12 protein-coding genes and 1 riboswitch are annotated in these 16,257 nt (G+C 67.7%); of the genes, 4 read left to right on the top strand and 8 right to left on the bottom strand.

Annotated elements, in window-relative coordinates; translation table 11 throughout:
• Window positions 1-47: 47 nt before the first annotated feature.
• The 3 genes from GWI24_RS11225 to GWI24_RS11215 form a co-directional block, all read right to left on the bottom strand.
• Window positions 48-659, bottom strand: coding sequence for a hypothetical protein (locus GWI24_RS11225; protein ID WP_210945763.1), 612 nt, complete (start codon window positions 657-659; stop codon window positions 48-50).
• Window positions 656-1,438, bottom strand: a complete 783-nt coding sequence (locus tag GWI24_RS11220; RefSeq protein WP_210945762.1) for a hypothetical protein — start codon at window positions 1,436-1,438, stop codon at window positions 656-658. Before GWI24_RS11220 ends, GWI24_RS11225 begins: the two co-directional genes overlap by 4 nt.
• A 1,428-nt stretch (window positions 1,439-2,866) precedes the next feature.
• Window positions 2,867-3,430 carry a GNAT family N-acetyltransferase gene (locus tag GWI24_RS11215; RefSeq protein ID WP_210945761.1) on the bottom strand — a complete coding sequence of 188 codons (564 nt, stop codon included), beginning with the start codon at window positions 3,428-3,430 and terminating at the stop codon, window positions 2,867-2,869.
• Between the two features lie 1,124 nt (window positions 3,431-4,554).
• On the opposite strand from GWI24_RS11215, the gene rlmN reads away from it, so the two are divergent.
• The 4 genes from rlmN (at window position 4,555) to GWI24_RS11195 (ending at window position 9,658) form a co-directional block, all read left to right on the top strand.
• A complete protein-coding gene (gene rlmN / locus GWI24_RS11210; RefSeq protein ID WP_210945760.1) occupies window positions 4,555-5,661 on the top strand; it encodes a 23S rRNA (adenine(2503)-C(2))-methyltransferase RlmN in 1,107 nt (368 codons plus the stop codon).
• Window positions 5,662-5,737: 76 nt separating this feature from the next.
• Window positions 5,738-5,842: riboswitch (TPP riboswitch) on the top strand.
• On the top strand, window positions 5,838-6,911 hold the full coding sequence (locus tag GWI24_RS11205) for a thiamine ABC transporter substrate binding subunit (RefSeq protein WP_210945759.1): 1,074 nt from the start codon (window positions 5,838-5,840) through the stop codon (window positions 6,909-6,911). Its footprint overlaps the riboswitch before it by 5 nt.
• Before the next feature lie 95 nt (window positions 6,912-7,006).
• Window positions 7,007-8,620, top strand: coding sequence for an iron ABC transporter permease (locus tag GWI24_RS11200; RefSeq protein WP_210945781.1), 1,614 nt, complete (start codon window positions 7,007-7,009; stop codon window positions 8,618-8,620).
• Window positions 8,621-9,658, top strand: coding sequence for an ABC transporter ATP-binding protein (locus GWI24_RS11195; RefSeq protein WP_210945758.1), 1,038 nt, complete (start codon window positions 8,621-8,623; stop codon window positions 9,656-9,658).
• A 51-nt stretch (window positions 9,659-9,709) separates the two neighbouring features.
• Here GWI24_RS11195 and GWI24_RS11190 read toward each other — a convergent pair whose 3' ends face one another.
• The 5 genes from GWI24_RS11190 to GWI24_RS11170 form a co-directional block, all read right to left on the bottom strand.
• A complete protein-coding gene (locus tag GWI24_RS11190; protein ID WP_210945757.1) occupies window positions 9,710-10,807 on the bottom strand; it encodes an LOG family protein in 1,098 nt (365 codons plus the stop codon).
• Window positions 10,808-10,912: 105 nt separating this feature from the next.
• Window positions 10,913-12,169: a hypothetical protein gene (locus GWI24_RS11185; protein WP_210945756.1), complete on the bottom strand. Its 1,257-nt coding sequence runs from the start codon at window positions 12,167-12,169 to the stop codon at window positions 10,913-10,915.
• Entirely contained in the window at window positions 12,151-12,876 is a 726-nt protein-coding gene (locus GWI24_RS11180; RefSeq protein WP_210945755.1) for an ABC transporter ATP-binding protein, read from the bottom strand. Before GWI24_RS11180 ends, GWI24_RS11185 begins: the two co-directional genes overlap by 19 nt.
• 169 nt (window positions 12,877-13,045) lie before the next feature.
• Entirely contained in the window at window positions 13,046-14,746 is a 1,701-nt protein-coding gene (locus GWI24_RS11175; protein ID WP_210945754.1) for a thiamine pyrophosphate-binding protein, read from the bottom strand.
• Window positions 14,747-14,799: 53 nt separating this feature from the next.
• The coding region (locus tag GWI24_RS11170) for a sodium:solute symporter (protein ID WP_210945753.1) at window positions 14,800-16,257 on the bottom strand (1,458 nt) is incomplete at its 5' end.

Genomic DNA, 16,257 nt, shown 5'->3' with positions numbered 1-16,257 from the left:
GCGCTGCCTAAATTCTTGATCCATCTGGATGCCTTGCGGTGACCTAATTACGCCCGGCCCTTCGCATCTCTAATTACGCCGTCCGGTATCTCGCAGGAAACCTTTCTGTCTTCCTCACGACAGATGACTTCCCGAGGCTTCTGTTCGTGATAGGTAGCCAATTGCACTGACTGCAGCGTCAGGATGAACAGCCAGAGGAATATAAAGAGAATGGGGACTAAGCCTCTTTGGATTCTTGGAGCGGAGTATCTTTGATACCACTTTGCATTGGCGGACACCCAGGACCCTACCGTCGTCCATATCCCATGGATCGGTATATCCAACGCTTCGGCCGCGGAGAGCACTTCAAGTTCCGACTTCGCCAGGAATTGCCCACGACCGTTGAAGTAAATCTGATTGCGCTGCTCGAAAGCCAGCCATGCAACCGAAAGGATGACGCCAACGAGGCTAATCAAAACCGCAATCCATGAGGATGTCTGGCTCGCCCCAGAACTGAAAGCTTGAAGCCCGATAAGAAGCAGACCCTGAGTCAGGGTAATTACATTCGTCCTGCCAGCATAGATGGTCTCACCTTGTACTTGCAGGTTCGAAAGCAAGGCGTAGTGCTGGAAGAGACGATCGTACTTCTCTAGAGTTGGCCTTGTCGGCTGCTGCATCATGCCATCCTGCGACGAAGAGCATCCAGAACCGGCTCAACTAAAAGCCCATTCTCGTCATGCCCAGCAGTCGGAACAATATGAAATTCGGCCGAAGAGACGGCTACTTGATATTTTTTGGAGAACCACAGGAAACGCCTGCGTGTGCGCTCCGGGTCTAGTCCAGGATCCTGCCCCCCAGTGACCCCAATGATTTGACTCTGGGGGCCTTCCGCAACTGCACCGAATGGGAACATGCCATCAGTGAAGAATGATCGCCATTCATCCTGGGAACTGACACGAAAGGTAAACGGAAGGGCCTTCTCGATGTGGTCTGGTTGCCCACTGAGGTCGATTCGCGCGCCCGCTTCGCTGAGGTTCTTTCCCACACCAAGGAAAGGTGACAGCAGCAACAAAACCTTGGGCCTGAACCCTGCCACGAAAGCATTGGCTACTGCCCAAGTACCGAAGGAATGAGCGGCCGCGACCTCGATTCCTGATTGAACTGTAACCGTACACCCACTGCGATGGTCGGTCAGCGTTCCCCGCGAAAGTACCTTTTGCAGCCTACTCACGGAATCAACAGCGCTTTGGGGGCTGAACTCTCCATCACTGTCATAGGTTCCAGAGTATTGGGGTTGGACTACGTCGTACCCCAAAGAGTAGAGAAACTCTCCACATTCCTGTAACCCCGGAACATAAGGCAATCCGGGGAAGACTGCAGCCACATTTCGAAGGTTAGCCTTGTCGTGCGCGTAAGCGTGGGCCGCAAAACCGTCTTCGCGAATTCGCATTTTGAACATATATGTCAACTCTTTCGGCTGCAGTGATAATTCAGATATCCGAGCTTTGGCGGACTACAGGGAGAGCGTAGAGAAGTGCCCTTTATGCATAGCAGCATAAGGTGCCAGATACTTGCTTGTCCATGATCTCTGATGAACTTCCAAACGTCTAACACATGACGCGCCCCCGAGGCCAAGACTTCGGCTGACCCTATAATGCTATTTTGCGGCCGGCCAACTAGACTCCTGCGACTTGCGTAAATCTTGCACAAATGTGCCAACCGAGCCAGCATGGGAACTGCTGGAAGGTCAGCACAGCTGAGAAGTCCCGTCTTGCGTGCCGCCCCTGTCAACTCGCAGAATCCTCCCACTGCGCGTCGAAGAAGAGCCTGCTCATCGTTCCGGCGTCGTCCATAAGCGACTTGAGCCACGAGATCTAACCAGATCTCGTCCGACGCGTCCAGTGAGTCTTTGGTGCTCCCTAGAACCAGAGCCAAGTATCGGCTTATTGTGGGCGCTTGATAATTCCATAGGTAGGCACCGGGTTGCCACCTATTTAACAGTTCTTGTCGGGACGAAACAGTGCGCGGCCAAAATGGAGTGAGTGATGCCCTGCAGGGAACGGAGAGCCCGTTTGATGATGGCTCAATTGGATTGCTGGAGAATTTAGAATGCCAGGGCGCGTGGCCTACTAGTCCGTTGCCGAGCAATTCAATGATTCGCGTGCTACCGCTGAGAATAAGAGTCCAGCTGTTTGTTGTCTCTGGTTTCGATAGGTCGACAGTCACCATCCTTTGGCCCATGCTCGATGAAAGAACCAACGCATAGCGACTCGCCGATTCTCTTGTCACGGATTCTACTAAATGATAGCCCTCGTTGGCAGAAAAAATGTGAACTCTGCCTCGGTTCCTTAAGCGGCACGTTTCGAGGGTAGACAAGGCATCCAGTAACTTGGCGGAAATTCCTGTACCAACATTCCCTAGAGTGATCTGGCCATCAATCATAGAGAAGGTCGGCAAAGGCGCATGCAGTAGTTGTGAGTAGGCGAAACTCAGCATGCTAACAAATGCGTCCACTAAAGGAAATCTGCCACCTGACAGATTCATTGTAGCCGCCGATGTTTTCGAATGTTCCGCCAGCTCGAAATGATGTTGCTTTCCCCACAGTGCCCAATATGGGGTAAGGCTTTCCTTGGCCCATTTAGATAGCTGCCAGCGCCAACTCTCAGCAGATACGTTGAATCTATGGGGACTCGTAAAACCGCTACTCGGCTTAGCCAGAACCGGTAGCTGAAAATAGCCGCGGCGGTACCCGTGATGCCAGCTATCGCGAGCTACTCGCCAATCACTTGGTACCGGAATCTTGATGACATAAGTATCGTGATGGAGTAGCGGGACGAGGAATTCGGCAGATTGAGCGCCTAGAGCTGACAGCACTACAGGCTGGCTGCTACTTATCTCTGATGCTGGCCAACACGACGACATCAACTCTTTTCCCCCTCCGTAGGTATCTTTCTCGCAATATGCCTTCTTGCTGAAATCCGAGACCCTTGAAAAGATGCAAACTCTTTTTGTTGTCTTGAAGAATGAACGCCTCAAGCCGAAACATGTCTAAATCGTCAAAGCTGAACTGCATGAGATGTCTTATGGCGTTCGAGCCAAGGCCTTTCCCTCGATCGGAATTTTTCCAGACAGCAACACCCAACTGGCCGGTTCTGTTCCTCCAGTCAATCGCATGGATAGAGCATTGGCCAACAGGGTCATTGTGAGGGAGGAATATTCCGAGGTCGATTCTGCTCGAACTGCCCGGCTTGAATTTTTGCTCACATAGTTCTAGTAGGTCCGCCTCCGACGGCACCTGCCAGTATGGGCTTCCATATTCCCACAGGTCGGTCGCCTCCTGGAGCGCCTTGAGAGCCTTCGAGACATCGGGCCGACTGAAGGGGCGCAGATTTCTCCCCTCTCGATCTCTAATCGATGACGAATCGAAATCGTTATCGACGCGGGTGGACATTTCAACTCCATTGCCCAGCGTGAATGGGTGATTACTCAAGTGTACAAAGGGTTGTGTGCGCGGCGGTAGAGGGCGTTGTCGTCAATCTCACCCCAGGGCAAGGTGCCAGCCTCAGGAGATGGGCGCATGGCGTTCGTAGCCGCACCTCAGATCTGCAGGCTGTCTGAGCCAGCGAGGTGCGCCAACAAGCCAGGGGGTCCACCCTCTGGCCGCTGACTGGGCCGCGCGCACGGACTGGCGGGAGCAGGTGGCTGCGCTGAGTAACTGGGAACGTCCTGCCACGGCGAGCTGATCAGCACCACACGCGCCCTTCCCATGCGGCCGAGAAAGGGCGGGCAAGCCAAGCACTCACCAAGGCCCGGTTGTGAGCAGTTGCGGCCAACGTTGTGGCCCGCGCAGTCCGCGAGGGTTCAGACCGAAGACTGACGTGCTGGTCGTGGTGGCTATCGGTCCGGCGGGAGAGCGGTCATGAGAATCTTCGTGCTGCAGCGGCTGGAGGGCATTGAGCATGCGAGCAGCGCGACCGAGCACTCCCAGCAGTCTCAACTGCAGTCTCATCCGCCACCGTTCACGGTCGTTCAGCCACGTCGACCGGAGTGGCGAGCTCCAGGCTCTGAACGTGTCTGAACTGTCCTGAACGGACACCGGCAGAATTGGAAAGCGTGCGGGGACATCCCCCATGTGTTCGAATCTCGTGTTCTCTGCCACCTTCCGCCAGGGCAGGCGGGGCTGCGCTGCACTGCGCAGTTCCGGAGGCTTGCGGCCAACCTGTGGCCAGGATCAGTCCAGCAGTGGTGACGGAAAAGGTCGATGTGCAGGTCAGAGCGGGGGCCGGTTCTGTGGAGCGACCGGTCTTGAAAACCGTCGCTGATCACGACCAGTCGGGAAGTGGCGACTGTGCTCAAGCAGCGGTACGCGATTGAGCCAGCAGCGCAGGAGTACCTCTCTCACCGGCGAGACGTCGGCCAGGCTAAGCCTGGGGTCCTTACCTTGTAGAGGCCACGGCGGGGCCGTCTGGGGGCCGTCTGAGGGCGGCCAAAGACGACCGACAACGACCGTCAACGACCACCCTCCGGGGCGACGGGCGCAGGTCACGGAATCCGATCTGCGACACTGGTACGGCCATGCCTAAGCCCGGAGAACTCACCTTCGTCGCGCCGCGTGGGGCCAAGAAGCCCCCGCGGCATCTTGCCGACCTCACGCCCGCCGAGCGCCGGGAGGCCGTCGCCGCCCTCGGGGAGAAGCCCTTCCGGGCAGGTCAGGTGTCGCGCCACTACTTCGCGCGCTATGCCGACGACCCCGCTCAGTGGACCGACATTCCGGCCGCCGCGCGCGAGAAGCTGGCCGCTGGGCTGCTGCCGGATCTGATGAGCGTGGTGCGGCACATCAGCTGTGACGACGACACCACGCGCAAGACGCTGTGGCGGCTGTTCGACGGGACGCTCGTGGAGTCCGTTCTGATGCGCTACCCGGACCGGGTCACCATGTGCATCAGCTCACAGGCGGGCTGCGGGATGAACTGCCCGTTCTGCGCCACCGGGCAGGCGGGGCTGGACCGCAATCTGTCCACCGCCGAGATCGTGCACCAGATCGTCGACGGGATGCGGGCCCTCCGGGACGGCGAGATCCCCGGTGGCCCGGCCCGGCTGTCCAACATCGTCTTCATGGGCATGGGCGAGCCGCTGGCCAACTACAACCGCGTCGTCGGCGCCATCCGCCGGCTCACCGACCCCGAGCCCGACGGCCTCGGCCTGTCGCAGCGCGGTATCACCGTCTCCACTGTCGGTCTCGTCCCGGCGATGCTGCGGTTCGCGGACGAGGGGTTCAAGTGCCGCCTCGCGGTGTCGCTGCACGCGCCCGACGACGAGCTGCGCGACACCCTCGTGCCGGTCAACACCCGGTGGAAGGTGCGCGAGGTCCTGGACGCCGCGTGGGAGTACGCGGAGAAGTCCGGTCGCCGGATCTCCATCGAGTACGCGCTGATCAAGGACATCAACGACCAGGCGTGGCGCGCCGATCTGCTCGGCCGGCTGCTCAAGGGCCACCGGGTGCATGTGAACCTCATCCCGCTCAACCCGACGCCGGGCTCCAAGTGGACGGCGTCGCGGCCCGAGGACGAGAAGGCGTTCGTGGCGGCCCTGGAGGCCCATGGGGTGCCGGTGACCGTCCGGGACACCCGGGGCCAGGAGATCGACGGGGCCTGCGGGCAGCTGGCGGCTTCGGAGCGCTGAGCACCGGCTGATACGGTGCCTGGACATCGTCGCATCATGCGATCGTCATAGAAGTGAATATCCGTACTACAAGTGAACATTCCGACAGGGGAGCGCTCAGAGCGCTGAGAGTGCGGCACGGCCGCAGACCCTCGGACCTGATCCGGGTCATACCGGCGTAGGGAGTCAGCATCACCATGAACAGCCAGCTTCGGCGCGCCATCTCGGCCGCCCTCCTCGGCTCACTGGCCCTGAGCGCGCTCGTCGGCTGCGGCGAGGACACCAAGAGCGGCTCGGATTCCAAGACGGTCACCCTGGTCACGCATGACTCGTTCGCGGCCTCCAAGGCGGTCCTCAAGGAGTTCACCAAGGAGACCGGCTACAAGGTGCGGGTGCAGGCCGGGGGCGACGCCGGAGCCGCCGTCAACCAGGCGATCCTGTCCAAGGGCCACCCCCAGGGCGATGTGTTCTTCGGCGTCGACAACACGCTCCTCTCCCGCGCGCTCGACAACGAGCTGTTCACCCCCTACACGGCGAAGGGCCTCGACAAGGTCCCGTCGGCCCTTCAGCTCGACCGGGCCGAGCACCGCGTCACCCCCGTCGACTTCGGCGACATCTGCGTCAACTACGACCGGAAGTACTTCGCCGACAAGAAGCTGACGCCGCCCCGGACGCTGGACGATCTGACCAAGCCCGCCTACAAGAACCTCCTGGTCACCGAGAACGCGGCCACCTCGTCCCCCGGTCTTGGCTTCCTCCTCGCCACGGCCGCGAAGTACGGTGACGACGGCTGGAAGGGCTACTGGAAGAAGCTGCGGGCCAACGGCCTCGAGGTCGTCGACGGCTGGGAGCAGGCGTATTACGACCGGTTCTCCGGCTCGGCCGGCGGCGGCAAGGGCGACCGGCCGCTCGTGGTCTCCTACGCGTCCAGCCCGCCCGCCGAGGTGGCCGATGCCAAGACAAAGCCAGCGAAGGCCCCCACCGGGGTCGCGACGGGCACCTGCTTCCGGCAGGTGGAGTTCGCCGGGCTGCTGAACGGCGCGGGCAACACCAAGGGCGGCAAGGCGCTGCTGGACTTCCTGCTGAGCAAGCGGTTCCAGGAGGACGTCCCGCTGAACATGTACGTCAACCCGGCGCGCGAGGACGCCAAGCTGCCGGAGCTGTTCACCCGATACGGGGTCAGGATCGCCGACTCGGCCACCCTGGCGCCGGAGAAGATCGCCAAGAACCGTGAGTCGTGGGTCAAGACATGGTCCTCGCTGGTCCTGTAGAGCCCCGCGAGAACCGTAAGACGGCCGACGGCCACCGTAAGGCCGATAAGGGCGAGGGCGGCGGCCGTCGCGCGATCGCGCTCCGGCTCGCCCTGATGGCGGTGCCACTCGCCTTCTTCGCGGTCTTCTTCGCCTATCCCGTGGCCGCCATCGTCACCCGGGGGCTGCGCGTCGACGGGCGGTGGCGGTTCGGCCGGATCGCCGAGGTGGTGAGCGATCCGACGACGCTGGACGTCCTGTGGTTCACCTGCTGGCAGGCGGTCGCGTCGACCGCCCTCACGCTCGCGGTGGCGCTGCCCGGCGCCTATGTCTTCGCCCGCTTCGACTTCCCCGGCAAGGGGCTGCTGCGGGCCGTGGTGACCGTGCCGTTCGTCCTGCCGACCGTCGTCGCCGGATCGGCCTTCCTGGCCCTGCTCGGCCGGGGCGGGCTGCTGGACGAGCTGTGGGGGGTGCGGCTGGACACCTCCGTCTGGGCGATCCTCCTGGCCCATGTCTTCTTCAACTACGCGGTCGTCGTCCGGACCGTGGGCGGGCTGTGGGCCCAGCTCGACCCGCGCCAGGAGGAGGCCGCGCGGGTGCTCGGCGCGAGCCGGCTGTCGGCCTGGCGCCGGGTGACGCTGCCCGCGCTGGCCCCCGCCGTGGCCGCCGCCGCGCTGATGGTGTTCCTGTTCACCTTCACCTCCTTCGGCGTGATCCAGATTCTCGGCGGCCCCCGCTACGCCACCCTGGAGGTGGCGATCTACCGGGAGACCGCGCAGCTGCTCGACCTCCCCACGGCCGCGGTGCTGACCCTCGTCCAGTTCGCCGCGGTCGCGGCCGTATTGGCCCTGCACGCGTGGACCGTAAGGCGCCGCGAGAGCGCCCTGCGGCTCGTCGACCCGGGCCGCACCGCGCGCCGCCCGAAGGGCCCGGCCCAGTGGGCGCTGCTGTGGGGCGTGCTGGCGGTGGTCGCGCTGCTGATCGTGACCCCGCTCGCGGTGCTGGTGGAGCGTTCGCTGAACGGACCGGACGGCTACGGCTTCACCTACTACGAGGCGCTGCGGTCGGCCGCCGACAGCGGGGGCACCTTCTTCGTGGCTCCCATGGAGGCCGTCGGGAACTCCCTGTGGTACGCGGCGGTCGCCACCGCCTTCGCCCTCGTCGTGGGCGGTCTCGCCGCCGCCGCGCTCACCTGTAAGGCGGGCAGGCTGGTGCGGGGCTTCGACGCGCTGCTGATGCTGCCACTGGGCACCTCGGCCGTCACCGTGGGATTCGGGTTCCTGATCGCCCTGGACGAGCCCCCGCTGGATCTGCGCGCGTCCTGGGTCCTGGTGCCGCTCGCCCAGGCCCTGGTGGGTGTGCCCTTCGTCGTACGGACGATGCTGCCGGTGCTGCGGGCGGTGGACCACCGGCTCCGGGAGGCGGCGGCCGTGCTCGGAGCGTCACCGTGGAAGGTCTGGCGGGAGGTGGACCTGCCGCTGGTCGGGCGGGCCGTGGCGGTCGCGGCGGGCTTCGCGTTCGCCGTCTCCCTGGGCGAGTTCGGGGCGACGGTCTTCATCGCGCGCCCCGACCATCCGACCCTCCCGGTGGCCATCGCCCGCTTCCTGGGCCGGGCCGGACAGCTCACCTACGGGCAGGCGATGGCCCTGAGCACGATCCTGATGCTGGTCTGCGCCGGATCGCTGCTGGCGCTCGAGCGCATCCGTACCGACCGTTCCGGAGAGTTCTGAATGACGCTGCTGCGACTGGACGAGGTGACCGTAAGGTTCGGCCGGCGCGACGCGCTGGACGCCGTGGACCTGGAGGTCGCCGAGCATGAGACGGTCTGTGTGCTGGGGCCGAGCGGAAGCGGCAAGTCCACCATGCTGCGTGTGGTGGCCGGGCTGCAGCGCCCCGACACCGGCCGGGTGTGGCTCGCCGGACGCGACCAGAGCGGCGTGCCCACGCACCGGCGCGGGGTGGGGCTGATGTTCCAGGACCACCAGTTGTTCCCACAGCGGGACGTGGGTGGCAACGTCGCCTTCGGGCTGCGGATGCGCAAGGTGGGCCGCGTGGAGGCGGACCGCCGGGTCGCCGAACTGCTGGAACTGGTGGGGCTGCCGGGCGCCCAGCGCCGCCCCGTCGACTCGCTCTCCGGCGGTGAGCAGCAGCGGGTGGCGCTCGCCCGCGCCCTGGCCCCGCGGCCCAAGCTGCTGATGCTGGACGAGCCGCTGGGACAGCTCGACCGCGGACTGCGGGAACGGCTGGTAGTGGAGCTCCGCGAGCTCTTCGAACGGCTGGGCACCACCGTCCTCGCGGTCACCCACGACCAGGGGGAGGCGTTCGCGCTCGCGGACCGGGTGGTGGTGATGGAGAACGGCCGGATCGCCCAGACCGGCACCCCGCTGGAGGTGTGGCAGCGGCCCGCCACCGAGTTCGTCGCCCGCTTCCTCGGCTTCGACAATGTGGTCGAGGCGATCGTGCACGGCGAGGTCGCCGACACCGTATGGGGCAAGCTGCCCGTGCCGCCCGGCTCCCGGCCGGGCCCCGGCAGGCTGCTGGTCCGCCCCGCCGGGGTGCGGCTGACGGACCCCGAGAAGGGGCTGGCGTGCACCGTGGCGGCGCGCACCTTCCGCGGCGACCATGTGGCGCTCATCCTGCGGCTGTCGGACCAGGCCGCGCCGCATCTGGAGGCGTCCTGCGCCCTGCGGGACGCCCCGGAGGCGGGGGCCAGGGTCGGGGCGGCCATCGACCCGGCCGACGTGGTACTCCTGGACCCCGAGCCCTGACGCCGGGGACCCCTCGCCGCACCTGGTACTCGGCGCTTCCTTGACGCCGACTCAGCCCAGCATCGAGAGCAGCGCCTCGGGTGCCTCGTCCACCGAGTCCACCAGAGCGATACGGGCCTTCATGGACCGTCCCTCCGCGAGCGCTTCGAGCAGCGGCCAGGTCGGCAGCCGCCGGGTCCAGTGGTCCCGGTCCACCAGCACCATCGGGGTCGGCTCACCGCGCGACTCGTAGTAGTTCGGCGTCGCGTTGTCGAAGATCTCCTGGACGGTCCCGGCGGCGCCCGGCAGGAAGACCACGCCGGCGGTCGAGCGCGCCAGCAGCCCGTCCTCACGGGTGGCGTTGGCGAAGTACTTGGCGATGTGCGAGGCGAACGCGTTCGGCGGCTCATGCCCGTAGAACCAGGTGGGGATGCCGACCGACGCCCCGCCGTCCGGCCAGCGCTCGCACACCGCGAAGGCGGCCTCGGCCCAGGCCCTGATGGACGGCCGGAAGGAGGGCGTCTTGCCGAGCAGTTCGAGCGCCTCGTCCAGCACCGCGTCCTCGTGCGGGGCCGCGTAGGCGCCGAGGTTCGCGGCCTCCATCGCGCCCGGCCCGCCGCCCGTCGCGACCGTGAGGCCGGTCCGGGCCAGGGCCCGGCCGAGCCGTGCGGCGCCCGCGAATCCGTCGGAGCCGCGCTCCAGCGCGTGGCCGCCCATGACGCCCACCACCCGCGTCCCGACGAGGAATTCGTCGAGCGCGTCGGAGACCGCGTCGTCGTGGATGGAGCGCAGCATCGAGCCGAAGATGTCGCCGTCGGTCTTCGTCCGCTGGAACCAGGCGTAGGCGAGCGCGTCCGGCGTCCGCACGTAACCGTGTTCGGTGAGGCCCTCGAAGAGCTCCGCGGGGGAGTAGAGGGTGCCGCGGTACGGATCGAACGGCAGATCCGGTACCGGCGGGAACACCAGCGCGCCCCCGGCCCGGACCTTCGCCGCCGCCTCGGTCTCCATCGGGCAGCCGAGGAAGACGGACTCGCTGGTGTCGGTGGAGAGGAGCGCGGCCGTACGGCCTGTCAGGTCCACGGACTGGACCCGGAACCCGGCCAGGGTGCCGCGGGCGACGACCTGGTCGAACTCCTCGATGGACTCTATTTCCCGGTCTGGTTCCTGCACGCCGACATGCTAATCACACCGGAGGTAGGGGGCTGTGGATTAGGGCAATCGTGACCGGGCCGCTTCGCCGCACAATCCAGGCATGAACACCGACACCCGGGATTTTCAGCGGTGGAACGGCATCGCCGTGAGATGCGCCACCACCCACACCAGCGGCACCAGGAGCGCCAGCAGGGCCGTCGCGCGCAGCGCGGCCGCCCCGCGGAGCAGCCGGGCCGGGGCGCCGAGGCGGACCAGGGCCGCCGTCGTGCGCTCGCGCGCGCTCCTCGCTTCCACGACCGCGGTCAGGGTCGTGGCCGCGGCGCACAGCGTGACCAGGGCCGCGCCCAGACCCGTGAGCGGGCCGAAGGCATGGGCGCCGGACGGCCCCGAGGCCCTTCCGTACAGTTCGAGGACGGTGAATCCGGCGGCGGCCAGGGCGCACAGCGCGCCGACCGGGCGTCCGATCAGCCCGGCCTCCTGCTGGAGCATGCGCCCGGCCAGCAGCCGCAGCACGCCAGGCCGCCCGACCGCCAGCAGCCTGCCGCACAGATGGGTGAGGCCGGGCCCGGCCAGCACCAGCCCGAGCGCTGCCAGAGCCCAGCCGCCCACCACACCGGGCGGGTTGCCGCCGAGCCGGCCCGGCACGGCGAGCAGGGCGTCGGGGAGCGGGGGCGCGTTACCGCTCGCGTACGCCTGCAGGGCGAGTCCGGCCGCGGTCAGGGCGATGCCCCAGGGAAGTCCGGAGGTTGCCTGGTGGGGCCGGGGCGCGACCGGCCCCGTCACGACGGTGGGCCGGGCCGGGACCGCCGGGCGGCGGGCGCCCCGTGGTCCGCGGACCGGCTGGTGGACCGCCCTCGGCTGCCGGGGCCACAGCCCGGCCGCACACGCGGCGCCCACCACCACGGGGACGACGGCGAGCAGCGTGACCGTACCGGCCAAGGGCAGCGGTCGGCCGCCGCCGAGCTGTCGGCCGGCCGCCCCGCTTCCGGCCCAGGCCAGCCAGGAGTCCCCGAGATCGCCACGCAGATGCAGGAAGTCCAGCAGCGCCAGCACCCCGCCGAGCGCACAGGCGGCCGCCATCGATACCGCCGCGAGCAGTGCCGCCCGGGCCGGGCCGACTCCAGCAGCGGCGAAACCGGGGCCAGGGCCGGTGCTGGGGTCGGCGCGGCCCACGGCGACAGCCAGCTGGACGGTCGCGGCCAGCGGGACGAGGCACCACAGCAGCCGCCCCACCGCGCCCTGTGAGTCGTCCGGATGGCCCGAGGCGAACCCGAGGGCGCTCAGCAGCAGAAAGCTCGCGCCCGCCGCCGCGACGGTGACCAGCGATCGCCGCAGCAGCACCGACGGGCGGGCGCCGCGGGCTAGGCGGAGGCTGAGCACGCGGCCCTGCCTTCCGCCTCGGAGGGGTCCGAGCCCACCCGGCGCCCGTCGAGCAGGGCGACCGTGTGGTCGGCGAGGGTGGCCACCTCCTGGTCGTGCGTCGCGAGGACCACGGTGATGCCGTGGGAGCGGGCCGCCGAGGTGAGGGTGCGCAGCACCTGGGCGCGATCGGTCTGGTGCAGCGGGGCGGTGGGCTCGTCGGCGAAGAGCACGCTGGGGCCGGCGGCCAGCGCGCGGGCGAGCGCGACCCGCTGGCGCTGCGACTGCAGCAGTGCGGCGGGCCGTGCCCGTGCGCACTCGCCGACGTCGAGCCGGTCCAGCCATTCGCACGCGGCGCTCTTCGCGGCGCGCCGCCCGGTGCCGCGCAGCATCAGGGCGAGCGCGGCGTTCTCCCAGGCGGTCAGCTCGGGAACGAGCTGGGGTTCGGTGCCGATCCAGCCGAAGTGCTCGCGCCGCAGCCGTTCGAGGCCGAGTGGAGGGAGGGAGTGCACGGGGACGCCCTTGAACCACACCTCCCCGCTGTCCGGGACGAGTTGGCCCGCCAGGCAGGCGAGGAGGGTGGTCTTGCCACAGCCGCGCGGACCGGTGACGGCGACGATCTCACCCTTCCGGGCGCCGAGGGAGACCCCGGTGAGGGCGGGCGAGCCGCCGTAGGCGTACGACACGGTGCGTGCCGCGAGCATGTCGTCGTCCGGCGGAGCCACCATCCCGAGCACCTCGCCTTACCTGCGACCGTCTCATTCCCCCGGTTGGGTGAACGAGCGCGGAGCCAATGGGTCACTGGCACGGTAAGGACTCGGGTGGTGGCCCGCGCCCAGGCTCGGCGCGGGTGGCCCCCATTTCCTCCGATCAGCCCTGACCGGGGTCGGGCTCCGATCAGCGCTGATCGGGACCGGGGCCGCCATCGGGACCGGGGCCGCCATCGGGACCGGGGCCGCCGTCGGCGAGGCGGTCGAGGTGGGTGGGCGCGAACATCCGGAGCAGCGCGGGCAGTACCACGACCGACGGCCCGGTGGCCGCGAGGGCGTCGGCGAGGTCCGCGCGCAGCCGCTCGGGTGTGGTACGGACCGCCGGGACGCCGAAGGACTCGGCCAGCGCGACGAAGTCCGGGCGGGACAGCTCGGTGGCGGTCGCCTCGCCGAACGTGTCCGTCATGTACTCGCGCAGGATGCCGTAGCCGCCGTCGTCCACGATCAGCCAGGTGATGGGGAGTTGGTACTGATGGGCGGTCGCGAGTTCGGAGATCGAGTACATGGCGCCGCCGTCGCCCGACACGGCCAGCACCGGCCGTCCGCGGTCCGCGGCGGCGGCTCCGAGGGCGGCCGGGAAGCCGTAGCCGAGGCCGCCCGCGCCCTGCGCCGAGTGCAGGGCGCCCGCACGGGGATCGAAGGCGGACCAGGCCCAGTAGGCGAGGATCGTCATGTCCCAGAAGCTGGGGGAGTCATCGGGGAGCGCGTCCCGTACCGCGCCCAGCACCCGCCGCTCCAGCTCCAGGCCCTGCGCGTCGATCCGCTCCCGCACCCGGGTGAGCAGCCCGGCCGCGGCCTTGGCCGCCGTGCCCGGCGGGCGGGGCGTGACGGCCTCGGCGAGGGCGGCCAGCGCCTCGCGGGCGTCGGCGTGGATGCCGAGCGCCGGGTGGTTGGACTCCAGCTTGCCGAGGTCGGCCTCGATCTGGATGAGACGGCCTCGCGGGCGGAACGTGTGGTAGTTGGAGGAGAGTTCACCGAGTCCGGAGCCGACGACCAGCAGAACGTCGGCGTCCTCCAGGAACTCGGTGGTGTGCGCGTCCTCCAGCCAGGACTGGAGCGAGAGCGGATGATCCCACGGAAACGCGCCCTTGCCGCCGAAGGTCGTCGCCACGGGCGCGTCCAGCGCCTCGGCCAGCGCCCGCAGCTCCTGCCGCGCCCCGGCGCGCACCACTCCGCCCCCGGCCAGGATCACCGGACGCTCGGCGGCGTTCAGCAGCCTGGTGGCCTCCGCCGTCAGCTCGGGCCGGGGCGGCAGCGGCCGGGGCTCGGCCCGCAGGGAGGTCACCGGCGGCACGGAGACCGGTGCGAGCAGCACGTCCTGCGGGATCTCCAGCCACACCGGCCCGGCGGGGGCCTCCAGCGCGGATGCCCAGGCGGCGGCGACCGCGGAGGGGATCTGGGAGGCCGTACGCACCGTGTGGACGGACTTCACGACGTCGCGGAACGACGCCTTCTGGTCGACGAGTTCATGGAGATAGCCCTTGCGCCCGCCGCCGAGCCCCGCCGTCGGCACCTGGCTGCCGATGGCGAGGACGGGTGCGGAAGCCGCCGCCGACTCCTGCAGCGCGGCGAGCGTCATGAGCGCCCCCGGCCCGGTGGACACCAGCAGTGGCGCCACCGTGCCGGTGACCCGCGCGAAGGCGTCGGCGGCGAACCCGGCGTTGTTCTCCACCCGCAGCCCCACATAGATGAGCCCGGACCGCCGCAGCGCGTCGAACGCCCCGAGAGCGTGCTGTCCGGGAAGCCCGAACACGGTGCTCGCCCCGAGCGCGGTGAGGGACTCCACGACGAGATCGCCGCCGTGACGCGCGCGCTGTGCGGTGGGCATGGATTGGTGCCTTTCTGACGATGTGTATCGAAGAGAGCGACCGTGAGCCGGTGTCAGGCGCCCGCGGTGGCCGGACTGGAGGTCTCCGAGGCGGGGGCGGCGGGCTCACCGGCCAGCCGTCGCCGCCAGACGTCCAGGATCGCCGCGTCCGTCGGCTTGGTGGCGAGGCTGACGGCCACATACGCCACCAGCGAGGCCAGCAGCCCGAAGTAGATGGGTTCGTTGGCGAGGATGCCCTTCCACCCCATCAGCGCGATGACCGTAAGGCCGCCGACACCGACCGAGGCCAGTGCGCCCGCGCCCGTGCCGCGCTTCCACAGCAGCCCGCCCAGGATCGGCATCAGCAACCCGCCGACCAGCATGTTGTAGGCGACGGTCAGCGCCTCGACGACATCGTTGAGCGCCGCGGAGATGCCGATCACGGCGACGCCCATGATGAGGATGAAGACGCGGTTGCCGCCGATCTCGTCATGGGAGGCGCCGGCCGTACGCAGCGTACGGCCGCGCAGCCGGGCCCAGATGTCGTTGTTGGCCACCGTCGCGCAGGCGATCAGCGCGCCCGAGGAGGTGGACATCACCGCGGACAGCGCGGCGGCCAGCACCAGCCCCTTCACGCCCACCGGGAGCGCGTCCTTGACGATGGTCGCGAACGCGTCGTCCGGGGCGCCCAGCTTGGGGTACAGCACCCTGGCCGCCGTGCCGATGATCGCGCCCGCGACCGCGTAGGCCAGGCAGTACGTACCGGCCGCGGTGCCGCCGAGGCGGGCGACCCGGTCATCGCGGGCGGTGAAGACCCGCTGCCAGATGTCCTGGCCGATCAGCATGCCGAAGGAGTAGATCAGCACATAGGTGAAGACGGTCTGGCCGCCGATGCCCATGGGAGAGAAGTAGCCGTGGGGGAGTTCGGACTTCATCGCGTCGAAGCCGCCCGCCTTCACCACCGCGATCGGCAGCAGCAGGAGCAGCACGCCCACCGTCTTGACCACGAACTGCACCATGTCGGTGAGGGTGATCGACCACATGCCGCCGAGCGTCGAGTAACACACCACGATCGCCCCGCCGAGCACGATGGCGACGACCCGGTCCAACCCGAAGATCACGTCGAAGATGGTGGCGTAGGCGATGGTCGAGGTGACCGCCAGCATCAGCGTGTAGGCCCACATCACGATGCCCGAGATCAGCCCGGAGGAGCCGCCGTAGCGCAGATCCAGCATCTGGCTGACCGTGTAGACCTTGAGCCGGGCGATGCGCGCCGAGAAGAAGACCGACAGCGCCAGCAGCCCGAGGCCGATGGCGATGACCATCCAGGCGCCGGAGAGCCCGTACTGATAGCCGAGCCCGACACCGCCGATGGTGGACGCGCCGCCGAGCACGATCGCGGCCATCGTCCCGGAGTACATCAGCGGGCCCAGCCGCCGCCCCGCGACCAGGAAGTCGCTGGTGGAACTGGCGCGGCGCATCCCCCACCAGCCGAGCGCGAGCATGCCCGCGAGATAGACGACGATCACGGT

It is taken from the genome of Streptomyces sp. MK37H, assembly GCF_018035285.1.
GTDB classification, from domain to species: Bacteria; Actinomycetota; Actinomycetes; order Streptomycetales; family Streptomycetaceae; genus Streptomyces; species Streptomyces endocoffeicus.
This window is presented reverse-complemented; position numbering and strand designations above follow the sequence as displayed.

Excerpts from the sequence above, each read along its gene's own strand:
- GWI24_RS11225 (WP_210945763.1), bottom strand. The coding sequence starts at position 659 with ATGATGCAGCAGCCGACAAGGCCAACTCTAGAGAAGTACGATCGTCTC.
- GWI24_RS11220 (WP_210945762.1), bottom strand. The coding sequence starts at position 1,438 with ATGTTCAAAATGCGAATTCGCGAAGACGGTTTTGCGGCCCACGCTTAC.
- GWI24_RS11215 (WP_210945761.1), bottom strand. The coding sequence starts at position 3,430 with ATGTCCACCCGCGTCGATAACGATTTCGATTCGTCATCGATTAGAGAT.
- rlmN (WP_210945760.1), top strand. The coding sequence starts at position 4,555 with ATGCCTAAGCCCGGAGAACTCACCTTCGTCGCGCCGCGTGGGGCCAAG.
- GWI24_RS11205 (WP_210945759.1), top strand. The coding sequence starts at position 5,838 with ATGAACAGCCAGCTTCGGCGCGCCATCTCGGCCGCCCTCCTCGGCTCA.
- GWI24_RS11200 (WP_210945781.1), top strand. The coding sequence starts at position 7,007 with ATGGCGGTGCCACTCGCCTTCTTCGCGGTCTTCTTCGCCTATCCCGTG.
- GWI24_RS11195 (WP_210945758.1), top strand. The coding sequence starts at position 8,621 with ATGACGCTGCTGCGACTGGACGAGGTGACCGTAAGGTTCGGCCGGCGC.
- GWI24_RS11180 (WP_210945755.1), bottom strand. The coding sequence starts at position 12,876 with ATGGTGGCTCCGCCGGACGACGACATGCTCGCGGCACGCACCGTGTCG.
- GWI24_RS11175 (WP_210945754.1), bottom strand. The coding sequence starts at position 14,746 with ATGCCCACCGCACAGCGCGCGCGTCACGGCGGCGATCTCGTCGTGGAG.